Annotated in this window: 20 protein-coding genes; 10 read left to right on the forward strand and 10 right to left on the reverse strand. The window is 65.4% G+C overall.

The annotated features are described in order from the left end of the window. Positions 1-106 precede the first annotated feature (106 nt). Positions 107-769 carry a response regulator gene (locus MESAU_RS03945; RefSeq protein WP_015314757.1) on the reverse strand — a complete coding sequence of 221 codons (663 nt, stop codon included), beginning with the start codon at positions 767-769 and terminating at the stop codon, positions 107-109. Further along, positions 766-2157, reverse strand: a complete 1392-nt coding sequence (locus MESAU_RS03950; protein ID WP_015314758.1) for a sensor histidine kinase — start codon at positions 2155-2157, stop codon at positions 766-768. The genes MESAU_RS03945 and MESAU_RS03950 overlap by 4 nt, the downstream gene beginning before the upstream one ends. A 168-nt stretch (positions 2158-2325) precedes the next feature. Here MESAU_RS03950 and MESAU_RS03955 point away from each other — a divergent pair, with 168 nt between their 5' ends. The 4 genes from MESAU_RS03955 to MESAU_RS03970 all read left to right on the forward strand — a co-directional run bounded on the left by MESAU_RS03955 (position 2326) and on the right by MESAU_RS03970 (position 5726). Continuing rightward, on the forward strand, positions 2326-2667 hold the full coding sequence (locus tag MESAU_RS03955) for a hypothetical protein (protein ID WP_015314759.1): 342 nt from the start codon (positions 2326-2328) through the stop codon (positions 2665-2667). Positions 2668-2675: 8 nt separating this feature from the next. Further along, on the forward strand, positions 2676-3380 hold the full coding sequence (locus tag MESAU_RS03960) for a phosphatase PAP2 family protein (RefSeq protein ID WP_015314760.1): 705 nt from the start codon (positions 2676-2678) through the stop codon (positions 3378-3380). A 275-nt stretch (positions 3381-3655) separates the two neighbouring features. Further along, positions 3656-3934, forward strand: coding sequence for a helix-turn-helix domain-containing protein (locus MESAU_RS03965; RefSeq protein WP_015314761.1), 279 nt, complete (start codon positions 3656-3658; stop codon positions 3932-3934). A 61-nt stretch (positions 3935-3995) separates the two neighbouring features. Further along, positions 3996-5726 (forward strand): SulP family inorganic anion transporter, encoded by a 1731-nt coding sequence (locus MESAU_RS03970; RefSeq protein WP_015314762.1) that lies wholly within the window; start codon positions 3996-3998, stop codon positions 5724-5726. Here MESAU_RS03970 and MESAU_RS03975 read toward each other — a convergent pair. Beyond that, entirely contained in the window at positions 5716-6333 is a 618-nt protein-coding gene (locus tag MESAU_RS03975) for a DNA-3-methyladenine glycosylase (RefSeq protein ID WP_015314763.1), read from the reverse strand. The two genes, MESAU_RS03970 and MESAU_RS03975, sit on opposite strands and share 11 nt — an antisense overlap. Before the next feature lie 117 nt (positions 6334-6450). After that, positions 6451-7311 carry an SMP-30/gluconolactonase/LRE family protein gene (locus MESAU_RS03980; RefSeq protein ID WP_015314764.1) on the reverse strand — a complete coding sequence of 287 codons (861 nt, stop codon included), beginning with the start codon at positions 7309-7311 and terminating at the stop codon, positions 6451-6453. Between the two features lie 114 nt (positions 7312-7425). Between MESAU_RS03980 and MESAU_RS03985 the strand changes: the two genes are divergently transcribed. Beyond that, complete coding sequence (locus MESAU_RS03985) at positions 7426-8229, forward strand: helix-turn-helix domain-containing protein (protein WP_015314765.1); 804 nt, start codon at positions 7426-7428, stop codon at positions 8227-8229. Positions 8230-8251: 22 nt separating this feature from the next. Here the strand turns inward: MESAU_RS03985 and MESAU_RS03990 are convergent, their stop codons facing one another. Continuing rightward, positions 8252-9196, reverse strand: a complete 945-nt coding sequence (locus tag MESAU_RS03990) for a CHAD domain-containing protein (protein ID WP_015314766.1) — start codon at positions 9194-9196, stop codon at positions 8252-8254. After that, the gene (locus MESAU_RS03995; protein WP_015314767.1) at positions 9193-9666 is read right to left on the reverse strand and encodes a CYTH domain-containing protein; all 474 of its coding nucleotides are present in this window, start codon (positions 9664-9666) and stop codon (positions 9193-9195) included. The genes MESAU_RS03990 and MESAU_RS03995 overlap by 4 nt, the downstream gene beginning before the upstream one ends. Positions 9667-9757: 91 nt before the next feature. Here MESAU_RS03995 and MESAU_RS04000 point away from each other — a divergent pair, with 91 nt between their 5' ends. From MESAU_RS04000 to MESAU_RS04015, 4 genes are read left to right on the forward strand one after another with little or no spacing between them, the layout of a single operon-like run. Beyond that, positions 9758-10477, forward strand: coding sequence for a CerR family C-terminal domain-containing protein (locus MESAU_RS04000; RefSeq protein ID WP_015314768.1), 720 nt, complete (start codon positions 9758-9760; stop codon positions 10475-10477). Continuing rightward, the gene (locus tag MESAU_RS04005; protein ID WP_015314769.1) at positions 10474-11427 is read left to right on the forward strand and encodes an HlyD family secretion protein; all 954 of its coding nucleotides are present in this window, start codon (positions 10474-10476) and stop codon (positions 11425-11427) included. Before MESAU_RS04000 ends, MESAU_RS04005 begins: the two co-directional genes overlap by 4 nt. Then, a complete protein-coding gene (locus tag MESAU_RS04010; protein ID WP_015314770.1) occupies positions 11424-12344 on the forward strand; it encodes an ABC transporter ATP-binding protein in 921 nt (306 codons plus the stop codon). The genes MESAU_RS04005 and MESAU_RS04010 overlap by 4 nt, the downstream gene beginning before the upstream one ends. Beyond that, positions 12341-13477, forward strand: coding sequence for an ABC transporter permease (locus tag MESAU_RS04015; protein ID WP_015314771.1), 1137 nt, complete (start codon positions 12341-12343; stop codon positions 13475-13477). Before MESAU_RS04010 ends, MESAU_RS04015 begins: the two co-directional genes overlap by 4 nt. Before the next feature lie 21 nt (positions 13478-13498). On the opposite strand, the gene MESAU_RS04020 is transcribed toward MESAU_RS04015, so the two are convergent. Beyond that, on the reverse strand, positions 13499-14473 hold the full coding sequence (locus tag MESAU_RS04020; RefSeq protein ID WP_015314772.1) for a threonine/serine dehydratase family protein: 975 nt from the start codon (positions 14471-14473) through the stop codon (positions 13499-13501). A gap of 148 nt (positions 14474-14621) precedes the next feature. Continuing rightward, positions 14622-14945: a hypothetical protein gene (locus MESAU_RS04025; RefSeq protein WP_015314773.1), complete on the reverse strand. Its 324-nt coding sequence runs from the start codon at positions 14943-14945 to the stop codon at positions 14622-14624. Between the two features lie 171 nt (positions 14946-15116). Here MESAU_RS04025 and mbfA point away from each other — a divergent pair, with 171 nt between their 5' ends. Further along, positions 15117-16100, forward strand: a complete 984-nt coding sequence (mbfA, locus tag MESAU_RS04030; protein WP_015314774.1) for an iron exporter MbfA — start codon at positions 15117-15119, stop codon at positions 16098-16100. Between the two features lie 176 nt (positions 16101-16276). On the opposite strand, the gene MESAU_RS04035 is transcribed toward mbfA, so the two are convergent. Beyond that, entirely contained in the window at positions 16277-16621 is a 345-nt protein-coding gene (locus MESAU_RS04035) for an antibiotic biosynthesis monooxygenase family protein (RefSeq protein WP_015314775.1), read from the reverse strand. Next, complete coding sequence (locus MESAU_RS04040) at positions 16618-16950, reverse strand: NIPSNAP family protein (RefSeq protein ID WP_015314776.1); 333 nt, start codon at positions 16948-16950, stop codon at positions 16618-16620. The genes MESAU_RS04035 and MESAU_RS04040 overlap by 4 nt, the downstream gene beginning before the upstream one ends. Between the last annotated feature and the right edge of the window lie 28 nt (positions 16951-16978).

A 16978-nucleotide genomic window follows, 5' to 3' on the forward strand; every position in this document is an offset into this window, starting at 1 on the left:
ATGAATTTCGCCTTGTGAAGCTGGTCAACAGGCAACGACCAGTTTCACACGTCACCTCCGCCGCCCCCCGGCGGAGGTGACCTCGTTTCGCGGCGTTCCACGATGGCTACGAACGGTCCCTGTCGCGGTCGCGAAACTCGCGCATGATGAGGGCCGCTTCAGTACGATTTCGCACGTTGAGTTTCGACAGCACCCCCGTCATGTGGTGCTTGACGGTCTTCTCCTGCAGCTCCAGGCGTAAGGCGACTTCCTTGTTGCTCAGTCCCTCCGCCACCAGCCGCAGGATTTCGGTCTGCCGGCCGGTGAGTTGCCGCAGCCGGTCCGCCACGCCGTTGGCGGGCTGCAAGGACTGCACGTCGGAAAGCAGCCGGGCCGACAGCATCGGCGAAAGATAGCTTTCGCCGGCCGCCACGTTGCGCAGGATATCGGCAAGCGCACGCGATCCGACGCCTTTGAGGACATAGCCGAGCACCCCGGCGTTCAAGGCCTTGGTCACATCGGCATTCGCCTCTGAAACGGTCAGCATGACGATCTTCTGGGCGGGATGGTCGGCAAGGATGCTGGCAACCGCGGCCAGGCCGCCGCCCGGCATTGAAATGTCGATGAGCAAGATGTCGGGCTGCATGGTCGAGGCGATGCGCTCCGCGTCCTGCGCGGTCGCACCTTCGCCGACCATCTCGAAGCCGCCGATCTCCGACAGGCTACGCGTCACGCCTTCGCGGAACAGCGGATGATCGTCGACAATGGCAATGCGGATGGCGCCGATCATGCTTGCTCCTCGACCGAAAGACGGATCACCAGCTTCGTGCCTTTCGGCCCTGTGAGTGTTTCGAATTGGCCGCCAATGCTTTCAACCCGCTCCCTGAGGCCGGCAAGGCCCAACCCCTCGGCCCGCGCCGGATCGAAGCCCGGTCCGCCGTCCGATACTTCAACGAAAAGCCTACCATTTTTCATGCCTGCACGCACCGCCTGATCCTTGCCCCGTCCGTGGCGGTAGGCATTGTTCAGCCCCTCCTGCACGAAGCGATAGATGCTGATCTTCTCAGAAGCGCCGGGCTCCGGCAAATGTCTCGGCATCGTAAGCGTCACCGATGTGCCCGTCCGGCGCTCGTGTTCTTCGACGGCCAGCCGCAGCACGTCCGCCGCCGCCGCCGTTTCTATCTGCGGCAGGACCAGGCCGGTGCAGATGCCGCGTATCTCGCGCATCGCATCCTCCAGTGTCTTGCGGATCATGGCGATTTCGGTCGAGCGGCCTTCGCTGCCATGCCCGTCGCCGGTAAACACCGGACTGTCCATGCGCAGCGCGGCCAGCGCCACGAGCTGGGCAGGGCCGTCATGCAGGTCGGCGCCGATCCGGCGCAGATATCTTTCGTTGAGCGCGGTGGCGCGGCGGGACGCCCGCTGCACACGATGCCGCAAGGCGCTGTTCTGTGTCACCAGGCCCTGCAGCTCGGACACCTGGCGGCGCAGCGCCCCGCGCTGGTCGTCGATGATGCGGCTGCCGCGCAGGACGATGCCCGACAGAAGCAGGAATGCCGTCAAGGTGGTCCCGGCCACGACCAGCCAGCTCGACAGCAGGGCGGAAGCCAGGGTAGCCTTGAAATCGCTGGCGACCTCGTAAAACTCCGTGACGGCGACCACTTCGCCGGACCAGGGCTCGCGCACTGGATTGTAGATCTCGAGCAACGGCACACCCGCGGCCCGCTCCTTGTCTTCGTTCTCGTCGAACGTATCGAACTGGGCAACGACGCTGCCCTGGAAGGCAGAACGCAGATTGTCGTTCAGGCCGAAGCGGCGACCCGTCAAAGCCGAGTCCTTTGCATAGAGGATCGTGCCGTCGCGGCGCCAGAGCCTGAAGGATGCCAGGCGTTTGCCGAGCGCGCCCTGGCCGAGCGTCTCGTCCAGCGCCTGCTTGACGGATGCGCTGAGCTCCTCGCTCTTGCGCAGGTCGGGCAGCAGCGGCGCAATCACGCTGTCGACATAGAGCGCCGTCGTGGCGGCCGAATTGCGAGTGACGCCGTCCCGGATCTGCGTCGTCACCCAGGTCCCGACGATCACCATGACGACCAGCAGCCCAAAACCGCCGGCAACGACGAATTGCAGGGCAAGGGAAAGCTCGCTCCAGCGCCGCGCCAAGTTCTGAAAAATACGAGTCATGAACCCCTGACCGCCCTTCTATCGACAGGCTGGGCGATTCCGGCACATTGAGCTTCAGTCTCGCCGTTGCCAAGACCCTCCTTTGAACGACGTCGCTTGACGTTCCGGCACGCTTCGGAAACAAGGTCGGCGATATCAGGCAAGAGGCGCTTCGAGGGGGACGGGACGTTGAGTTTTTCGGGACTTCTGCAGCTCGGCTTTTCGACGGTGATCTTCCTGCTGGCGGCGACCGCCGCCAAGCAATGGGGGCTGGCGCCCAGCCTGGGCAAGATCCTGCTGACGCTGGCGCTCTATTCGCTGGGCAATCTGATCATGCTGCGGCTTATCCGCGAGTTCGGCATGTCGGTATCGTTCAGCCTCTCGGCGGTGATCCAGCTGGTTTCGGTCAATGTCGTTGCGCTGGTGTTCTTCGGCGAGCGCGTCAACGCGTTGCAGGCGGCCGGCATCGCGCTGGCAATCGCGGCCGTGGCGCTGATCACGCTTGGGCCCTATCTGCAAGGGCGGATGTAACGGTGCCGATGAAGAACGCCGCGAAAGCTCTGCTCAATCGGGTCGAATTCCCGGTGCTGCTGGCCGGCCTGGTCATCGCCGGTGGGCTGTGGGCGTTCGAGGAATTGATGGAGGTGGCACGGGCCACCACGCCGCACGCCTTCGATACCGAAATCCTGCTTGCATTCCGCCAGGCCGGTCAACCGGCGATCCCGATCGGTCCGCCATGGCTGGAAGGCGCGATGCGCGACATCACCAGCCTCGGCAGCTCCAGTGTTCTGGTGCTGATCACGGCGGCGACGATCATCTATCTGCTGTTGATCCGCCGCCCGGCGACGGCGCTTCTCATGTTCGTTGCCGTGGCGGGCGGCCAGGTGCTGTCGAGCCTGCTGAAAGCCGGCGTCGACCGGCCACGCCCGGAACTCGTTTCGCATCTCGTCAACGAGACGTCGCTTTCCTTCCCAAGCGGCCATGCCATGCTGTCGGCGGTGACCTACCTCACGCTCGGTTCGCTGGCGGCGCGCTTCCTGCCGGGCCGGACGACCAAGGTCTACGTGCTGTTCCTGGCGGTGCTGACGACAGTGCTGGTCGGCGTCAGCCGCATCTATCTCGGCGTCCACTGGCCCTCGGATGTGCTGGCGGGCTGGTGTGCCGGCTTCGCCTGGGCGATGCTATGCTGGTTGGTGGCGAGGCTTCTGCAACGGCGCAAGGCGGTGAGCGAGGAGCCTGACTGAGTCAGATCAACCTGTTGATGAGGTGCCCTCCGCAGCCCGTCAGTATCAGAACCGTCGACAGCAAGCCTGCCGATATCACCATGGTCTTGAAAACGTTCACCCGCGTGCCCCCTGCGTCTGATGCATGCCACCCTACCTGAAATCCTTGGCAGGTATCTTAGAAAAAGGACATTAGGTGGCGGTGGTTACGTCTAAAACTGATACAATGATGCTTGAAACATGATAATGATGGTATTATACGTTATGTCAGCAGGCTCAGACGGGGATTCCGGCCGATGATCACTGCCGCGCAGATGCGCGCCGCAAGGGCGCTGGCCGGCATCGACCAGAGGACGCTCGCCGAGCGCGCCGGCGTCTCGCTTCCCACCATCCAGCGCATGGAGGCGAGCGGCGGCGTGGTCAGGGGCGTGGTCGATACGCTGATGAAGGTCATCCAGGCTCTCGACGAAGCCGGGGTGGAACTGATCGGCGAGAACCAGGCCAGCGAGCGCGGCGGCAGGGGCGTGCGCCTCAAGGCCGCCATGCCGCCGGAACCCAAGGCCGGGCCGGAATAAGTCGCGACGGCGACCGCCGACAGTCCTGCCGACGATCCCGCCGCTTTTGCAGGGGCAGTCCATGGATCAATCGCGTCAGGCAGTGCATCAGGCGGTGAAGCCGACATTCTCCGAGCTGTTCACGCCGAAGCTGGTGACGGTCTGGCGGGAGGGCTACCGGCTGCCGCATTTCAAGGCGGATGTCATCGCCGGGCTGACTGTCGCCATCGTCGCGCTGCCGCTGTCGATGGCGATCGCGATCGCTTCGGGCGTGACGCCGGAGCGTGGCCTCTACACTTCCATCGTCGGCGGCTTCATCATCTCGGCCTTGGGCGGCAGCCGCTTCCAGATCGGCGGCCCGGCCGGCGCCTTCATCGTGCTGGTGGCGGCGACGGTGGCGCGCGTCGGCCTCGACGGCCTGCTGCTGGCGACGATGATGGCCGGTGTGTTCCTCATTGCCATCGGCTATCTCCGGCTCGGCACCTACATCAAGTTCATTCCCTATCCGGTCACTGTCGGCTTCACCGCCGGCATTGCCGTCATCATCTTCTCCGGCCAGATCGTCGAATTGTTCGGGCTGACCTTGCCGGGAAGGGAGCCCGGACCGTTCGTGCCCAAGCTGATCGCGCTTGGCGAAGCAGCCGGCACGATCAACCTCGCGGCGACCGTCGTGGCGGCGCTGACCATCGCGACCATCGCCGTTCTGAAGCGCTGGCGGCCGAAATGGCCGGCCATGTTGATCGCCATCGGGCTCGCCTCGGTGGTCGTTGCGCTGTTGGCGTTGCCGGCCGAGACGATCGGCACGCGCTATGGCGGCATTCCGCGCAGCCTGCAATGGCCTGGCATGCCACCCGTCAGTTTCGGCAGGATGCTCGACGTCTTGCCGGACGCCATCGCCTTCGCGCTGCTCGGCGCCATCGAATCCCTGCTGTCGGCCGTCGTCGCCGACGGCATGACGGGCCGGCGGCACCGCTCGAATTGCGAGTTGGTGGCGCAGGGCTTCGCCAATGTCGCGTCCGCTTTGTTCGGCGGCATCTGCGCCACCGGCACCATCGCCCGCACTGCCACCAATGTGCGGGCCGGCGCGCACGGCCCGGTCTCGGGCATGGTCCATTCGGGAATCCTGCTGGTGCTGATGCTGGTGGCGGCGCCGCTTGCCAGCTACATCCCGCTCGCGGCCCTCGCCGGCGTCCTGGCGGTGGTCTGCTGGAACATGGTCGAGAAACAAGCCTTCGCCACGCTGCTCAGGGCATCGCGCGGTGATGCGCTGGTGCTGATGGCGACCTTCCTCATCGTCGTCTTCCGCGACCTCACCGAAGGCATCGTCGTCGGCTTCGCGCTCGGCTCGATCCTGTTCATCGATCGCATGGCCAAGTCCGTCGCGGTCGAGGCGGACCTGGCGCAAGACGATGTCGCCGACAGCGTCGGCGGCGCCCGCACCTATGATTCCGCCGAGGCAAGCGACGCCGACACCGTCGTCTACCGCATCTCGGGCGCCTTCTTCTTCGGTGCCGCGTCCGCCGTCGGCAGCGTGCTCGACCGCATCGCCGACCAGCGCCGCAACTTCGTGCTCGACTGTTCGGCCGTGCCGCTTTTCGATTCGACGGCGGCCAATGTCATCGAAAGCGCGGCCCACAAGGCGGGGCGCGCCGGCGTGCGCTTCATCATTTCGGGCGCCTCGCCGCAGATCCGGCGCATGCTGATCAACCACGGCGTCAAGCCGCCGCTGGTGACCTATGCCGCGTCGATCCGCGACGCGCGGGGCCAATTGGCGGGGAGACAAGAGGCGGAGCAGCCCTCTCTCAACGATTGAGCGATGCCGGGCCGCTGACGAACGGACTTTCCTTGACGTAGAACCGCAGCAGGCGGTCGGCGTCCTTCGAAATGCCGATCCTGATCCCCTGTCCGATCGCGCCGGGCTCACATTCATCCTGGGCGAGCCAAAGCGGGCCTTCCCGGCACAGGTCGGTCCCGTCGAGCGAACGATCGATCCGCAACGCCGCGGCCAGCCTTCCGGGCCCGCGCGCCAGGTCGCGCAGGCGCTCGACGCCTCGGTTCAGCCGCATGATCGCGACGCCTTCCAGCGGTTCCAGCGCCCGGATCAGCACACCGGTTCCGACCCCTGGCGTCTCGCTCGAGACATTCAGCATGAAGGAGGTGCCATAGGCGAGGTAGACATAGGCGTGCCCGGCTTCGAGAAACAGCGACCGGTTGCGCGGCGTCATCCCTCGAAAGCCGTGCCCGGCCGCATCACCGACGACATAGGCTTCCGTCTCGACGATGCGGCCGCTGACCCTGCCTTCGGGCAAGTCGCGCACCACCAGCTTGCCTAGGAGAAACCGGGCGAGCGCGGCCGTATCGTCCGGGAGCTCTTCTCGCGCGAGCGGACGATGCTTGTCGCTGTGGCTCACGGGATCCATCGGGCCGCTCTGATCTCCCGGTCGTCCATGGCACACCTCCTTGACCATTGCCGTGGAGGGACCGTCCTACCACGCTCCATCCACGGCTGTCAGCGAAGGTCGTGCGGACGCCAGCGCTCATTCGATCTTGAGCGCCGCGACCTCGCCTTCGTTCATCAGCGGCACGTAGAGGATCGACTTGCCGTCGGTGCCGATATCGGCGCTGCCCGGCTTGAAATGCGCCACCGCTTCCGGCCCGCCGCCGGTCCTGTATCGATAGAGCGTGCCGGTCATGTAGGCCGTGGCATAGATGGTGCCGCCGATGGCGACGACGCCGTCGAGGTCGGCGAAGTTTTGGGCGCCCGCCAGCGGCGTCACCGCCTTGCTGGCGATGTCGACCGCCAGCAGCCCGCCGGGCTCGGCCGTGCTGAAGTCGGCCTTGATGCCCTTGCCCCAGGAGGCCACGATCAGCCTGTCGCCATCGGCGAAGACGCCGTTGGGCGAGGCGAGCAGCGGATCCTTGACGAACAGCTCCGGCCTGTCGCCGTCGATGCGGTAGATCGTGTCGGCCAGCATGTCAGTGACGTAGACCTTGCCGGACCGATCCGACGTCATGTCGTTCAGGAAAACGGCATTCGGGACCACGATGCTGGCGATGAGCTTGCCGCTGGCGAGGTCGACGACACGGATTTTGGTGATGTCGGCGACATAGAGCTTGCCGCCCGATATCGCCATGCCCTTGGGCGCGTCCATGCCGTCGGTCCAGTGCTGGCTCACCATCTTGCCATCCATTGACAGCAGGCTGAGGTAGCCGTTGCCGTCGGCGTCGCCCGGATTGCCGACGATGTTGGAAACGATGATGCGGCCGTTGGCGGCGTCGAACAGCGCCGATTCAGGCTGTTCGAGGCCCGTTGCGCGCCAGAGCTCGTCGGCCTGGGCGGCCTGGGCGGCGGCAATGCCGATGGCGGCGATGACGGCGGAAGTGACGACAATGTTCATGGCTGCTCTCCTGGGAATGTCGGTGAACAGCTAGGATTTTCGATACTTCTCGGGAAGGCGGATTGAAGCTAGTATCGAATATCGATACGAAACAGCCGGCAAGAGGCGCATCCCATGAACGGCCCGATCTTCGAGGCGCTGAAACGGACACTGAAGGCCAAGGGTGTCACCTATCGTGAGCTCGGCGAACGGATGGGCGTTTCCGAGCCGACGGTGAAGCGCATCTTCCATGAGAAGAACTGCAAGCTCGACCGGCTGGTGGAGATCTGCGCCGCCGCCGGCGTCGAACTGGAAAACGTGCTCGGCTCGATGAACCGCGGGCCGGGGCCGGTCAACCACATCGCGCCCGAGATCGAGCGCCGGCTCGCCGGCCGGCCGGCGCTGCTGTTCGTCTTCGTCATGCTGTCGGAAAAATTCACGCCTGAAGGCATCATGCGCTCGCAAGGCCTGAGTGAGGCCTCGATGTTCCTCTATCTGCGCGACCTCGAGCAACTCGGCCTGATCGCGCTTGGCCGTGGCCTGTCGGCGAAACTGCTGGTCGAAACGCCGATCCAGTGGAATTTCGAGGGGCCGCTCAGGCCGCTGTTCGAAATGACCAACAAGAATTTCATCGGCTGGGCTATCACCCATATCGAGAAGGAGGCGACCTTCGTCAGCTTCTCCAGGCGAATGCGTCCGGAGACGGCGGAGATGGTGCGGCGCGAGGCCGAGGAACTGGCCGACCGGGCGAGACTGCTGGCCCATCACGACCAGCACACCACGCCCGAGGACGGGTTGATCGGCTACAAATGGACCTTTGCCTTTGGCGCCACGCCATTCGAGGCGATCATGCCGATCGGGCCGCATCCACGCGACGCCGGGGCGCGGATGGAGGACCAGCCTTCCCTGGCAAAAGGCCGGCGGCCGCTACCCGCTTAGACCGGCCGAGGTCCGCCGCCCATCAGCCGGCACTGGCGGCAAGATCATCAGCGGACGAGGCGCCGGCGAGATCGTCGCGTGCCTTGCGGGCGAGCTTTTTCGTCGCGTGCCTGGGGCTGTCGCCGAACAGTTCGGCGGCCTCGGCGAGACAGGCTTTCCTGAGGCTCTTTTCCGAGCGCTTGAGCAACTTGCCGAGAAGTTTTGTGTCCTCGGGCGGCCCCAGCGGCTCGCTGTCCGCCTCGAGCAGCGCGCGCATGACGAACACATCATGCAGTTCACCGAGCCGCTCGCCCAGTTCATCCACGGCCTTGCGCCTCGCCTTGATCGGGGTCGGCCACAGCCTGCCCAGCAGCGACAGGTGCATGCCATGCGTCTTGGCCGCCTTGCGCAGGTCATGGAAATCGTCGGCCTCACCGCGCGTGCCGGCCTTGTCGAGCGCCTTCCTGGCGCGGCGCAAGGCGACGCGGGCGCCTTCGGCAAGCACGTCGGCGGCCTGTTCCGGCTGATCGGGCAAAGCAAGGGTTTCAATGCGCTTCAGGCCGTCTTCGCAGGCGGCGGTGGCCGCCCCGATCGCCGCCTTCAGGCCGGCGCCTTCGTGCAGATCATGCTGGCGTGCGATCAACCTGTCGCGCACGGCATCAAGTCCGCCATCGACGCTTTCCCTGGCGAAGCCCGCCGCCAGCCGATCGATGGTTTCGATCAGGGCCGTGGCTTCACGCGGACCGGCAAGCAGCGCCGCGACGTTTCGATAGCACTGGTTCTCCGTGGTGCAGAATGTTTCGTCTCCGGAACGAACGAGGCGCAACAAGGCACGCGCGCTCTTCAGCCGCTTGCGGCACTTGTGCAGCCCCTGTTCCGGCCGGGTGTGCGCCGTCTCCAGATGCAGCAGGGCCTTGCCGATCTCCTCGGCAAGGATACGCCTGACCTCGCCGGTCAGCGGCAGGCGCGGATCGATACGAAAGCTCATGCGGCGATCTCCGGTATCCCCCCGAGGGCGAGCGACGCGTTGTAGAATTTCTGCTCGCCGGTCACTTCCCGGCCGAGCCAGTCAGGCAGCATTTCGTCCGGAACCTCTTCCGGCGTCTCGAGCTCGGCCACCACAAGTCCCGCCAGTGCACCGCCAAAGACATCGACTTCATAGAGATAGCCGCGATGCCTAACATGGTGACGTGTCTTCTCGATGACACGTCCGATGGCGAAGTCCAGCATCTCCACCGCCTCCGCCAGCGGGATCGGGTATTCGAATTCGTCGCGCTCGCGCGCGCTGCTGCCGAATTTGAGCGTCAGCTTGGCGGAGGCCCCATCACTGATGCGGATGCGGACGGTTCGCCCGGGTGCCGTGGCGAGATAGAACTGGAGAATGCGGATATCCGCTTCCGCCAGATCCCGCCATGCGGTGCTGGAGACCAGGAACTTACGCTCGACTTCCTTGCCCATGGCCGCGCACTAAAGCGGTTGCCGCGCGCGATGGCAAGACAGCGCCGCACACAAGTTGACCTTAATCAATCGATTGATTAAGGTCTTTGGCATGATCAAATTGCCAGATGCCAAGAGACCCCGCCGCGAGACCTCCCCGGCAGAGCCGACGCGCGCCGCGCTTGTCCAGGCGGCGTTGAAACTGTTCGGGCGGCAGGGCTTCGACGGCACCTCGACGCGCGAAATTGCCGCCGAGGCAGGGGCCAATATCGGCTCGATCGCCTATCATTTCGGCGGCAAGGAAGGTCTTCGCGCCGCTGCCGCCGACTTCATCGTCGAGACCATCCAGGGCGTCGCAGGGCAGGCACTGGGCGCTGGCGAGGGGCTCGGCCATGGACAGGCGGCGGCAAGCGATCCTGAGGCGGCGCGCGCGCAGCTCTTCACGGCACTCGAGCGGATGGTCGGCTTCATCGTGGCTCAGCCGCAGGCCGGAGAAATCGTGCAATTCGTGCTGCGCGAGCTCTCGCATCCGACGGCGGCGCTCGACCGCATCTATGACGGCGTCTTCGAGCCGACGCACCGTCGGCTGTGCCAGATCTGGGAGCAGGCCACCGGCGAGCCGGCCGAGAGCGAACGCACCCGACTCACCGTGTTCACGTTGATCGGCCAGGTCATCTATTTCCGCATCGGCCGCGAGGCCGTCATGCGCCGCATGGGCTGGCGCGACATCGGCGCCGCCGAGGCCGCCAAGGTGGTGGCGGTCACCACGGACAATCTCCGCGCCATACTGGCCGCCCGGAAGGGACCAGGGATGAAGGGATCAAAACAATGAGCTTTCTGTGTTCGCTGCCGCTCGCCGCGCAATTGTTCGGTGCCTGCGCGCCGGCGGCACCGCTCGCCGTCGGTTATGTCGAGGGCGATTATGTGCTCCTGGCGCCGATCGAGGTGGCGCAGGTCGAGACGGTGGCGGTGAAGCGCGGCGACCGCGTCACGCCGGGAGCCACCGTGGTGACACTCGAAAATGCCGACGCCAAGATCGCGGTGGCGCAAGCGCAGGCGGCGCTGGCCCAGGCGCAGGCGCAGTATGCCGATCTCCAGGTCGGCAAGCGGCCGGAAGAGATCGCCGTGCTGAAGGCCGAGGTCGACATGACCAAGGCACAGGCCGCCGATGCCAAGCGAAAATTCGACCGCGCCAGCGACCTGTTCAAACGCGGCGCCGGCACGCAGGCTGATTTCGACACGGCTTCCGCGACGCTGGAGACGGCCAATGCGCAGGTCGGCCAGGCGGAGGCCAACCTGGCGGTCGGCGGCCTGCCGGCGCGTGCCGAAACGATCAAGGCCGCCGACAATCAGGTCAAACAGGCGCAGGCGGCGCTGGATCAGGCGCAATGGCGGCTCTCCAAACGGGTGTTGGCGGCGCCTTCGCCCGGCCGCGTCAACGACGTCATCCGCAATCCCGGCGACACGGCGGGTCCGACCGCGCCGGTCATCTCGGTGCTTCCCGACGGCGCGGTGAAGCTCAGCGTCTATATTCCGGAAAGCGCCTTCTCCTCGGTCAAGGTCGGCAGCCTGCTCAGCGTCCATTGCGACGGCTGTGGCCCGGAGGTGAAGGCGCGCGTCAGCTATGTCTCGCCCGATCCCGAATTCACCCCGCCGGTGATCTACTCCCTGGAGAACCGGCAGAAGCTGGTCTACCTCGTCGAGGCGCGGCCGGAGGGCGATGCGGGGCCGCTGCAGCCCGGCCAGATCGTCGATGTCGATCTCGCGGATATGGGAAAATGAACGCCATCGACGTTCACGGCCTGGTCAAACGCTTCGGCGACAAGACCGTCGTCGACCATGTGACGATGTCGGTCGCCGAGGGCGAGATCGTCGGCTTCCTCGGCCCCAACGGCTCGGGCAAGACCACCACCATCCGCATCATGTGCGGCCTGCTGACGCCGGACGAGGGCGAAGGCACGGTGCTGGGCTTCAACATTCGCACCGACAGCCTCAGGATCAAGCGCGAAGTCGGCTACATGACGCAGAAATTCTCGTTCTACGAGGATCTGACGATCGGCGAGAACCTCGAATTCGTGGCGCGGCTCTATCGGCTGCGGCCGGTCGAGGACTATGTCTCGCGCACGCTGGAGGAGCTCGGCCTGACGACGCGCCGCAACCAGCTGGCCGGCACCTTGTCCGGCGGCTGGAAGCAGCGCCTCGCGCTGGCCGCCTGCATCATGCACAAGCCGAAACTGCTGCTGCTGGACGAGCCGACGGCCGGCGTCGATCCGAAGGCGCGGCGCGAGTTCTGGGACGAGATCCATCGCCTGGCGAGCGGCGGGCTGACCGTGCTGGTCTCCACTCATTACATGGACGAGGCCGAGCGCTGCCACCGCATCAGCTACATCTCCTATGGCAAGATGCTGGCCACCGGCACCGTCGCCGAGGTGGTGAAGAATGCAGGCCTGACCACCTTCGTGCTGCAGGGTCCAAAGCTCGACGAGGTGGCGCAAGCGCTGCAAGGCCGCCCCGGCGTCGACCAGGTGGCGCCGTTCGGCGCGACGCTGCACGTCGTCGGTTCCGACCGCGAGAAGCTCGAGGCCGCGCTTGCCGATGTCGAGAGGGAGCACAACGGCGTGACGGTGACGCCGGGCGAGACCAGCCTGGAGGATGTCTTCATCCAGTTCATGTCGGGATCGAAGGACAACATGGCATGAACAGCGTCTTTTCCTTCGCCAGGCTCGGCGCCTTGCTGATCAAGGAGTTCATCCAGATGCGGCGCGACCGCATCACCTTCGCCATGATGCTGGGCGTGCCGCTGATCCAGCTCGTGCTGTTCGGCTACGCCATCAACAACGACCCGAAAAGCCTGCCGGCGGCCCTGGTGGCGACCAGCAGCGATCCCTATACCCGCGCCATGGTCGCGGCGCTGCAGACCACCGGTTACTACCGCTTCGACCATGTCGCGCAAAGCGCCGAGGAGGCCGAGTTCCTGATGGCGCGCGGCGACGTCGCCTTCGTCGTCACCATCCCGGCCGATTTCGCCCGGCGGGTCGAGCGCGGCGACAAGCCGCAAATCCTGATCGAGGCCGACGCCACCGATCCGGCGGTCGCCAGCGGCGCCATCTCGACGCTCGGCACCATCGCCGGCCAGGCGCTGCTGAGAGCGCAGGGCACGCAGGAAGCCGCGGCGGAAGCCGCCAGGGGGCAGCTCGATGTCGTCGTCCACCGCCGCTACAACCCCGAAGGCATCTCGCAATACAACATCGTGCCCGGCCTGCTCGGCGTCATCCTGCAGATGACCATGGTGATGATGACCTCGATCGCGCTGACGCGCGAGACCGAGCGCGGCACGATGGAAAATCTCCTGGCGATGCCGTCGAGCCCGCTGGAGATCATGATGGGCAAGGTGCTGCCCTACCTGGCGGTCGGCGCGGTGCAGGTGGTGGTGGTGCTGGCGGCGTCGAAGCTTCTGTTCGCCATCCCCTTCACCGGCTCGATGACGCTCCTTTTGTCGGCGGTGCTGGTGTTCGTGCTGTCGCTGGTGCTGCTCGGCTACACGATCTCGACGATCGCACGCACGCAGATGCAGGCGCTTCAGCTCACCTTCTTCTTCTTCCTGCCCTCGATCATGCTGTCGGGCTTCATGTTCCCCTATCGCGGCATGCCGGACTGGGCGCAGACCTTCGGCGAGATCTTCCCGCTGACGCATTTTCTGCGCATCACCCGCGCGGTGATGCTGAAGGGCGCGCAACTGCCGGCGGTGGCGACCGAGATCGGCTGGCTGGCGGTTTTCGTGGCGCTGTTCGCCGGCGTGGCGCTGGTGCGGTTCAGGCGCACGCTGGACTGACGAGAGCTGACCTGTGCCGCCCTACGCCGCCATGATCCCGGCATAGGTGCCGAAATCGACATTGCCGCCGGACAGCACCACGGCAACGCATTTGCCCGACAGCTCGATCTCGCCCGACGACAGCGCCGCCAGCGCGACGCAGCCGCCGGGCTCGACCACCAGCTTGAGATAGGCCATGGCGTCGCGCATCGCCCGCCTGACGGCATCCTCTGAGACGGCGACGGCGCCGGCGAGGTTGCGGCGGTTGATCTCGAAGGTGATCGCGCCCGGCTCGGCGGTGAGGATGGCGTCGCAGATCGAACTATGGCCCAGCTCGTTCGAAACCCTGGCGCCCGCCGCCAGCGAGCGGCGCGTGTCGTCGAAATGCTCGGGTTCGACCGCCCAGATCGCGGTACCGGGCGAGGTATCCTTCACGGCAACCGAGATGCCGCTGGTCAGGCCGCCGCCGCCACAGGGGATGACGACCGCGTCGAGGCCGACACCCAGAGTCCGCGCCTGCTTGACCAGCTCCAGTCCGATCGTGCCCTGGCCGGCAATGATGGCCGGATCATCGAAAGGCGGCACCAACGCCATGCCCTTGTCAAGATAGGGGCGAACCACCGTCATGCGGTCGTCCTTGAACCGGTCGAAGGGCACCACCTCGGCGCCCATCTTGCGGACATTGGCGATCTTCATGCCAGGTGCATCCGCCGGCATGGCGATGACCGCCTTGACGCCGAACATGGCGGCGGAAGCCGCCACGCCTTGCGCGTGATTGCCCGAGGAGAAAGCAACGACGCCACGCGAGCGCTCCGCCTCGCTCAGCGTCGACAGCTTGTTGTAGGCACCGCGGAACTTGAACGAGCCGGTGCGCTGCAGCGTCTCCGGCTTGAACAGGATGCGGCCGCCGAAGCGCCTGTTCAGCTCCTGCGATTCGATCAAGGGGGTTTCGACGATCAGGCCCGAGAGCCGTGCGGCGGCGGCGTGGATGTCGGCGATGCCGGGAGGGGTGATCATAGCGGGTCCTGTGGCGATGCGATCCGGCCATGGTGCACGCAAAGGCGCGCGCGATGCCAACGAAAAAATGTGACGGGGACAAAGTTCGCGATTGTGATCAAGACACAAACGCATCCAGCGTTGCGGCCGTCACGCCGCATATCGCAATTCACCCCAGCAATGTCCGCTGCCGCTTGCTGCCGCCCAGCTTGCGCCAATTGTTGAACCGATGCGTGGCGGCGGCAAACGATATCTTCATCTGCTGGGCGACCGAATAGCGCGACTTGCCCTCGTCGAACATGCGGTAGCAGCACTCGACGCCTTCCTCGGTGAGCTTGCCGTCGGGCGCCTTGTTGTGCGGGTTGGCGGGGTCGAATTTCTCGACCTGCTGCTCGACCAGCCCCTTCAGGCGCTGCAGGTCAGCCTCGATGCTGGCGATGAGATCGAGGACCGGTTTCGGGTCGTAGGGGCGCGGAGGCTTCTTGGCCGTCATCAGCTCGTTCCTTTTTTGGCTTGGTCCGATATATAGGTGAACATTCGCTGATAATGAAGAGCGATGCCCGGTGCTTGGCTTCAACTATTCTTGACCGTGGCCAAGCGCACGATTGACCACGGACGTTGCAAATCATAGTTTAGAACAATTCTAAACTAGGGTGATTTCCTCATGCTTTCCCGTGTTTTCGGCTTCGGCCGCCGCTCCTTCGAATCACTCTCCGAACAGGAGATCCTGGCGCTGGCCATTTCATCGGAGGAGGATGACGGGCGTATCTACCGGGCCTATGCGGACGGATTGTCCGAGACCTTTCCGCAATCGGCCAAACTCTTCGAGGCCATGGCCGAGGAGGAAGACGGCCATCGCGACTCGCTGATCGAACTCTTCCGCAAGCGTTTCGGCGAGCGCATTCCGCTCATCCGCCGTGAACATGTGAGGGGCTATTTCGAGCGCAAGCCCGACTGGCTGGTGCGGCCGCTCGGCATCGAGGCCGTGCGCCGCCAAGCCGAGGCGATGGAGCGGCAGGCTTATCTGTTCTATGTCGAGGCGGCCAAGCGCACCACCGACGCCTCGACCCGCAAGCTGCTCGACGATCTGGCCGCGGCCGAACAGGGCCATGAAAGCTCGGCGCATGCGCTGGAGCAGAAACACGTGCCGGGCGAAGTCAAGGTCGAGGAGGCGACCGCCGAGCAGCGCCAGTTCATCCTCACCTATGTGCAGCCGGGCCTGGCCGGGCTGATGGACGGGTCGGTATCGACGCTGGCGCCGATCTTCGCCGCCGCCTTTGCCACCCATGACACCTGGCAGACGCTTCTGGTCGGTCTCGCCGCCTCGATCGGCGCCGGGATCTCGATGGGCTTCACCGAGGTCGCTTCCGACGACGGCAAGCTGTCGGGCAGGGGTTCACCGATCAAGCGCGGCCTGACCGTCGGCATCATGACGACGCTGGGCGGCCTCGGCCACGCGCTGCCCTATCTCATCCCGCATTTCTGGACCGCGACGGCGGTAGCCGCCGTGGTGGTGTTCTTCGAACTGTGGGCCATCGCCTTCGTCCAGAACCGCTACATGCAGACCCCGTTCCTGCGCGCCGCCTTCCAGGTGGTGCTGGGCGGCGCCCTGGTGTTCGCGGCGGGCGTGCTGATCGGGAATGCGTAAACAAAGTGGCGAGGTCAGCGCTGCCCCTCATCGCCCTGCCGGGCACTTCTCCCCGTATAGTGACGGGGAGAAGGAGGCTGGCTGCAGCGCTGGCTCCTTTCTTCCAACGCTGGCGATTGGCGAAACCGGCGATGGCAGGCAGGTGAGGGGCGGCGCCAACGTCAGCCCAATAACTCTCACCCATTCACGGCCCGGCTGTCCGCTGGCGCCTCGTCCCTCTCGGCCAGTCCGTAGTCGCGCAGCACGTGCGCGATCCGCAATCGATAGCCGGCAAAGATACCGCCGCGCCCGGCCCGCTGCGCCTGCCGGTGCTCTTCGGTGTTGCGCCAGGCCTTCACCGCCTCCTCGTCGCGCCAGAACGACAGCGACAGCACCCGGTTCGGGTCGGCCAGGCTCTGGAAGCGCTCGACGGAGATGAAGCCGTCAATGCCGTCGAGCAGCGGACGCAGGTCGGCGGCTATGCTCAGATAGGCCTCGCGCCGGCCCTGCGCAGGCTGCACCTCGAAGATGACGGCGATCATAGCTTGACCAGCGGCGCATGCGGGCCGGAAGCCAGTTTCAGGAACATGCGGTCCTCCTTGAGGATGAAGCGTTCGCGCCTGACGAATTCATAGTTTGCCTTGCCGGCGGGGTCCGCGGCAAGCCGGGCGCGGTAGGCTTCGTAGGCGGCGAGGCTTTCGATGTTGTAGGCGGCATAGGCCGTCGTGGCCGAGCCCTCATGCGGCGCGAAATAGCCGATCAGATCGGCGCCGCAGCGCGGAATGGCCTGACCCCAGTTGCGGGCATACTCCCCGAAGGCGGCCTTGCCGAACGGGTCGATCTCATAGCGGATGAAGCAGGTGATGGTCATGGTCGGCTCCTTGGGTGTTTAGCGGCGA

Source organism: Mesorhizobium australicum WSM2073 (genome assembly GCF_000230995.2).
GTDB lineage: Bacteria > Pseudomonadota > Alphaproteobacteria > Rhizobiales > Rhizobiaceae > Mesorhizobium > Mesorhizobium australicum.

Bases quoted from the DNA above. Each gene is read 5' to 3' on its own strand.
- MESAU_RS03970 (WP_015314762.1), top strand. From the start codon at position 3,996: ATGGATCAATCGCGTCAGGCAGTGCATCAGGCGGTGAAGCCGACATTC.
- MESAU_RS04040 (WP_015314776.1), bottom strand. From the start codon at position 16,950: ATGACCATCACCTGCTTCATCCGCTATGAGATCGACCCGTTCGGCAAG.
- MESAU_RS03990 (WP_015314766.1), bottom strand. From the start codon at position 9,196: ATGAGCTTTCGTATCGATCCGCGCCTGCCGCTGACCGGCGAGGTCAGG.
- MESAU_RS04020 (WP_015314772.1), bottom strand. From the start codon at position 14,473: ATGATCACCCCTCCCGGCATCGCCGACATCCACGCCGCCGCCGCACGG.
- MESAU_RS03960 (WP_015314760.1), top strand. From the start codon at position 2,676: ATGAAGAACGCCGCGAAAGCTCTGCTCAATCGGGTCGAATTCCCGGTG.
- MESAU_RS04035 (WP_015314775.1), bottom strand. From the start codon at position 16,621: ATGATCGCCGTCATCTTCGAGGTGCAGCCTGCGCAGGGCCGGCGCGAG.
- MESAU_RS04005 (WP_015314769.1), top strand. From the start codon at position 10,474: ATGAGCTTTCTGTGTTCGCTGCCGCTCGCCGCGCAATTGTTCGGTGCC.
- MESAU_RS03980 (WP_015314764.1), bottom strand. From the start codon at position 7,311: ATGAACATTGTCGTCACTTCCGCCGTCATCGCCGCCATCGGCATTGCC.
- MESAU_RS04015 (WP_015314771.1), top strand. From the start codon at position 12,341: ATGAACAGCGTCTTTTCCTTCGCCAGGCTCGGCGCCTTGCTGATCAAG.
- mbfA (WP_015314774.1), top strand. From the start codon at position 15,117: ATGCTTTCCCGTGTTTTCGGCTTCGGCCGCCGCTCCTTCGAATCACTC.
- MESAU_RS04000 (WP_015314768.1), top strand. From the start codon at position 9,758: ATGATCAAATTGCCAGATGCCAAGAGACCCCGCCGCGAGACCTCCCCG.
- MESAU_RS04025 (WP_015314773.1), bottom strand. From the start codon at position 14,945: ATGACGGCCAAGAAGCCTCCGCGCCCCTACGACCCGAAACCGGTCCTC.
- MESAU_RS03945 (WP_015314757.1), bottom strand. From the start codon at position 769: ATGATCGGCGCCATCCGCATTGCCATTGTCGACGATCATCCGCTGTTC.
- MESAU_RS03965 (WP_015314761.1), top strand. From the start codon at position 3,656: ATGATCACTGCCGCGCAGATGCGCGCCGCAAGGGCGCTGGCCGGCATC.
- MESAU_RS04010 (WP_015314770.1), top strand. From the start codon at position 11,424: ATGAACGCCATCGACGTTCACGGCCTGGTCAAACGCTTCGGCGACAAG.
- MESAU_RS03950 (WP_015314758.1), bottom strand. From the start codon at position 2,157: ATGACTCGTATTTTTCAGAACTTGGCGCGGCGCTGGAGCGAGCTTTCC.
- MESAU_RS03985 (WP_015314765.1), top strand. From the start codon at position 7,426: ATGAACGGCCCGATCTTCGAGGCGCTGAAACGGACACTGAAGGCCAAG.
- MESAU_RS03975 (WP_015314763.1), bottom strand. From the start codon at position 6,333: ATGGATCCCGTGAGCCACAGCGACAAGCATCGTCCGCTCGCGCGAGAA.
- MESAU_RS03995 (WP_015314767.1), bottom strand. From the start codon at position 9,666: ATGGGCAAGGAAGTCGAGCGTAAGTTCCTGGTCTCCAGCACCGCATGG.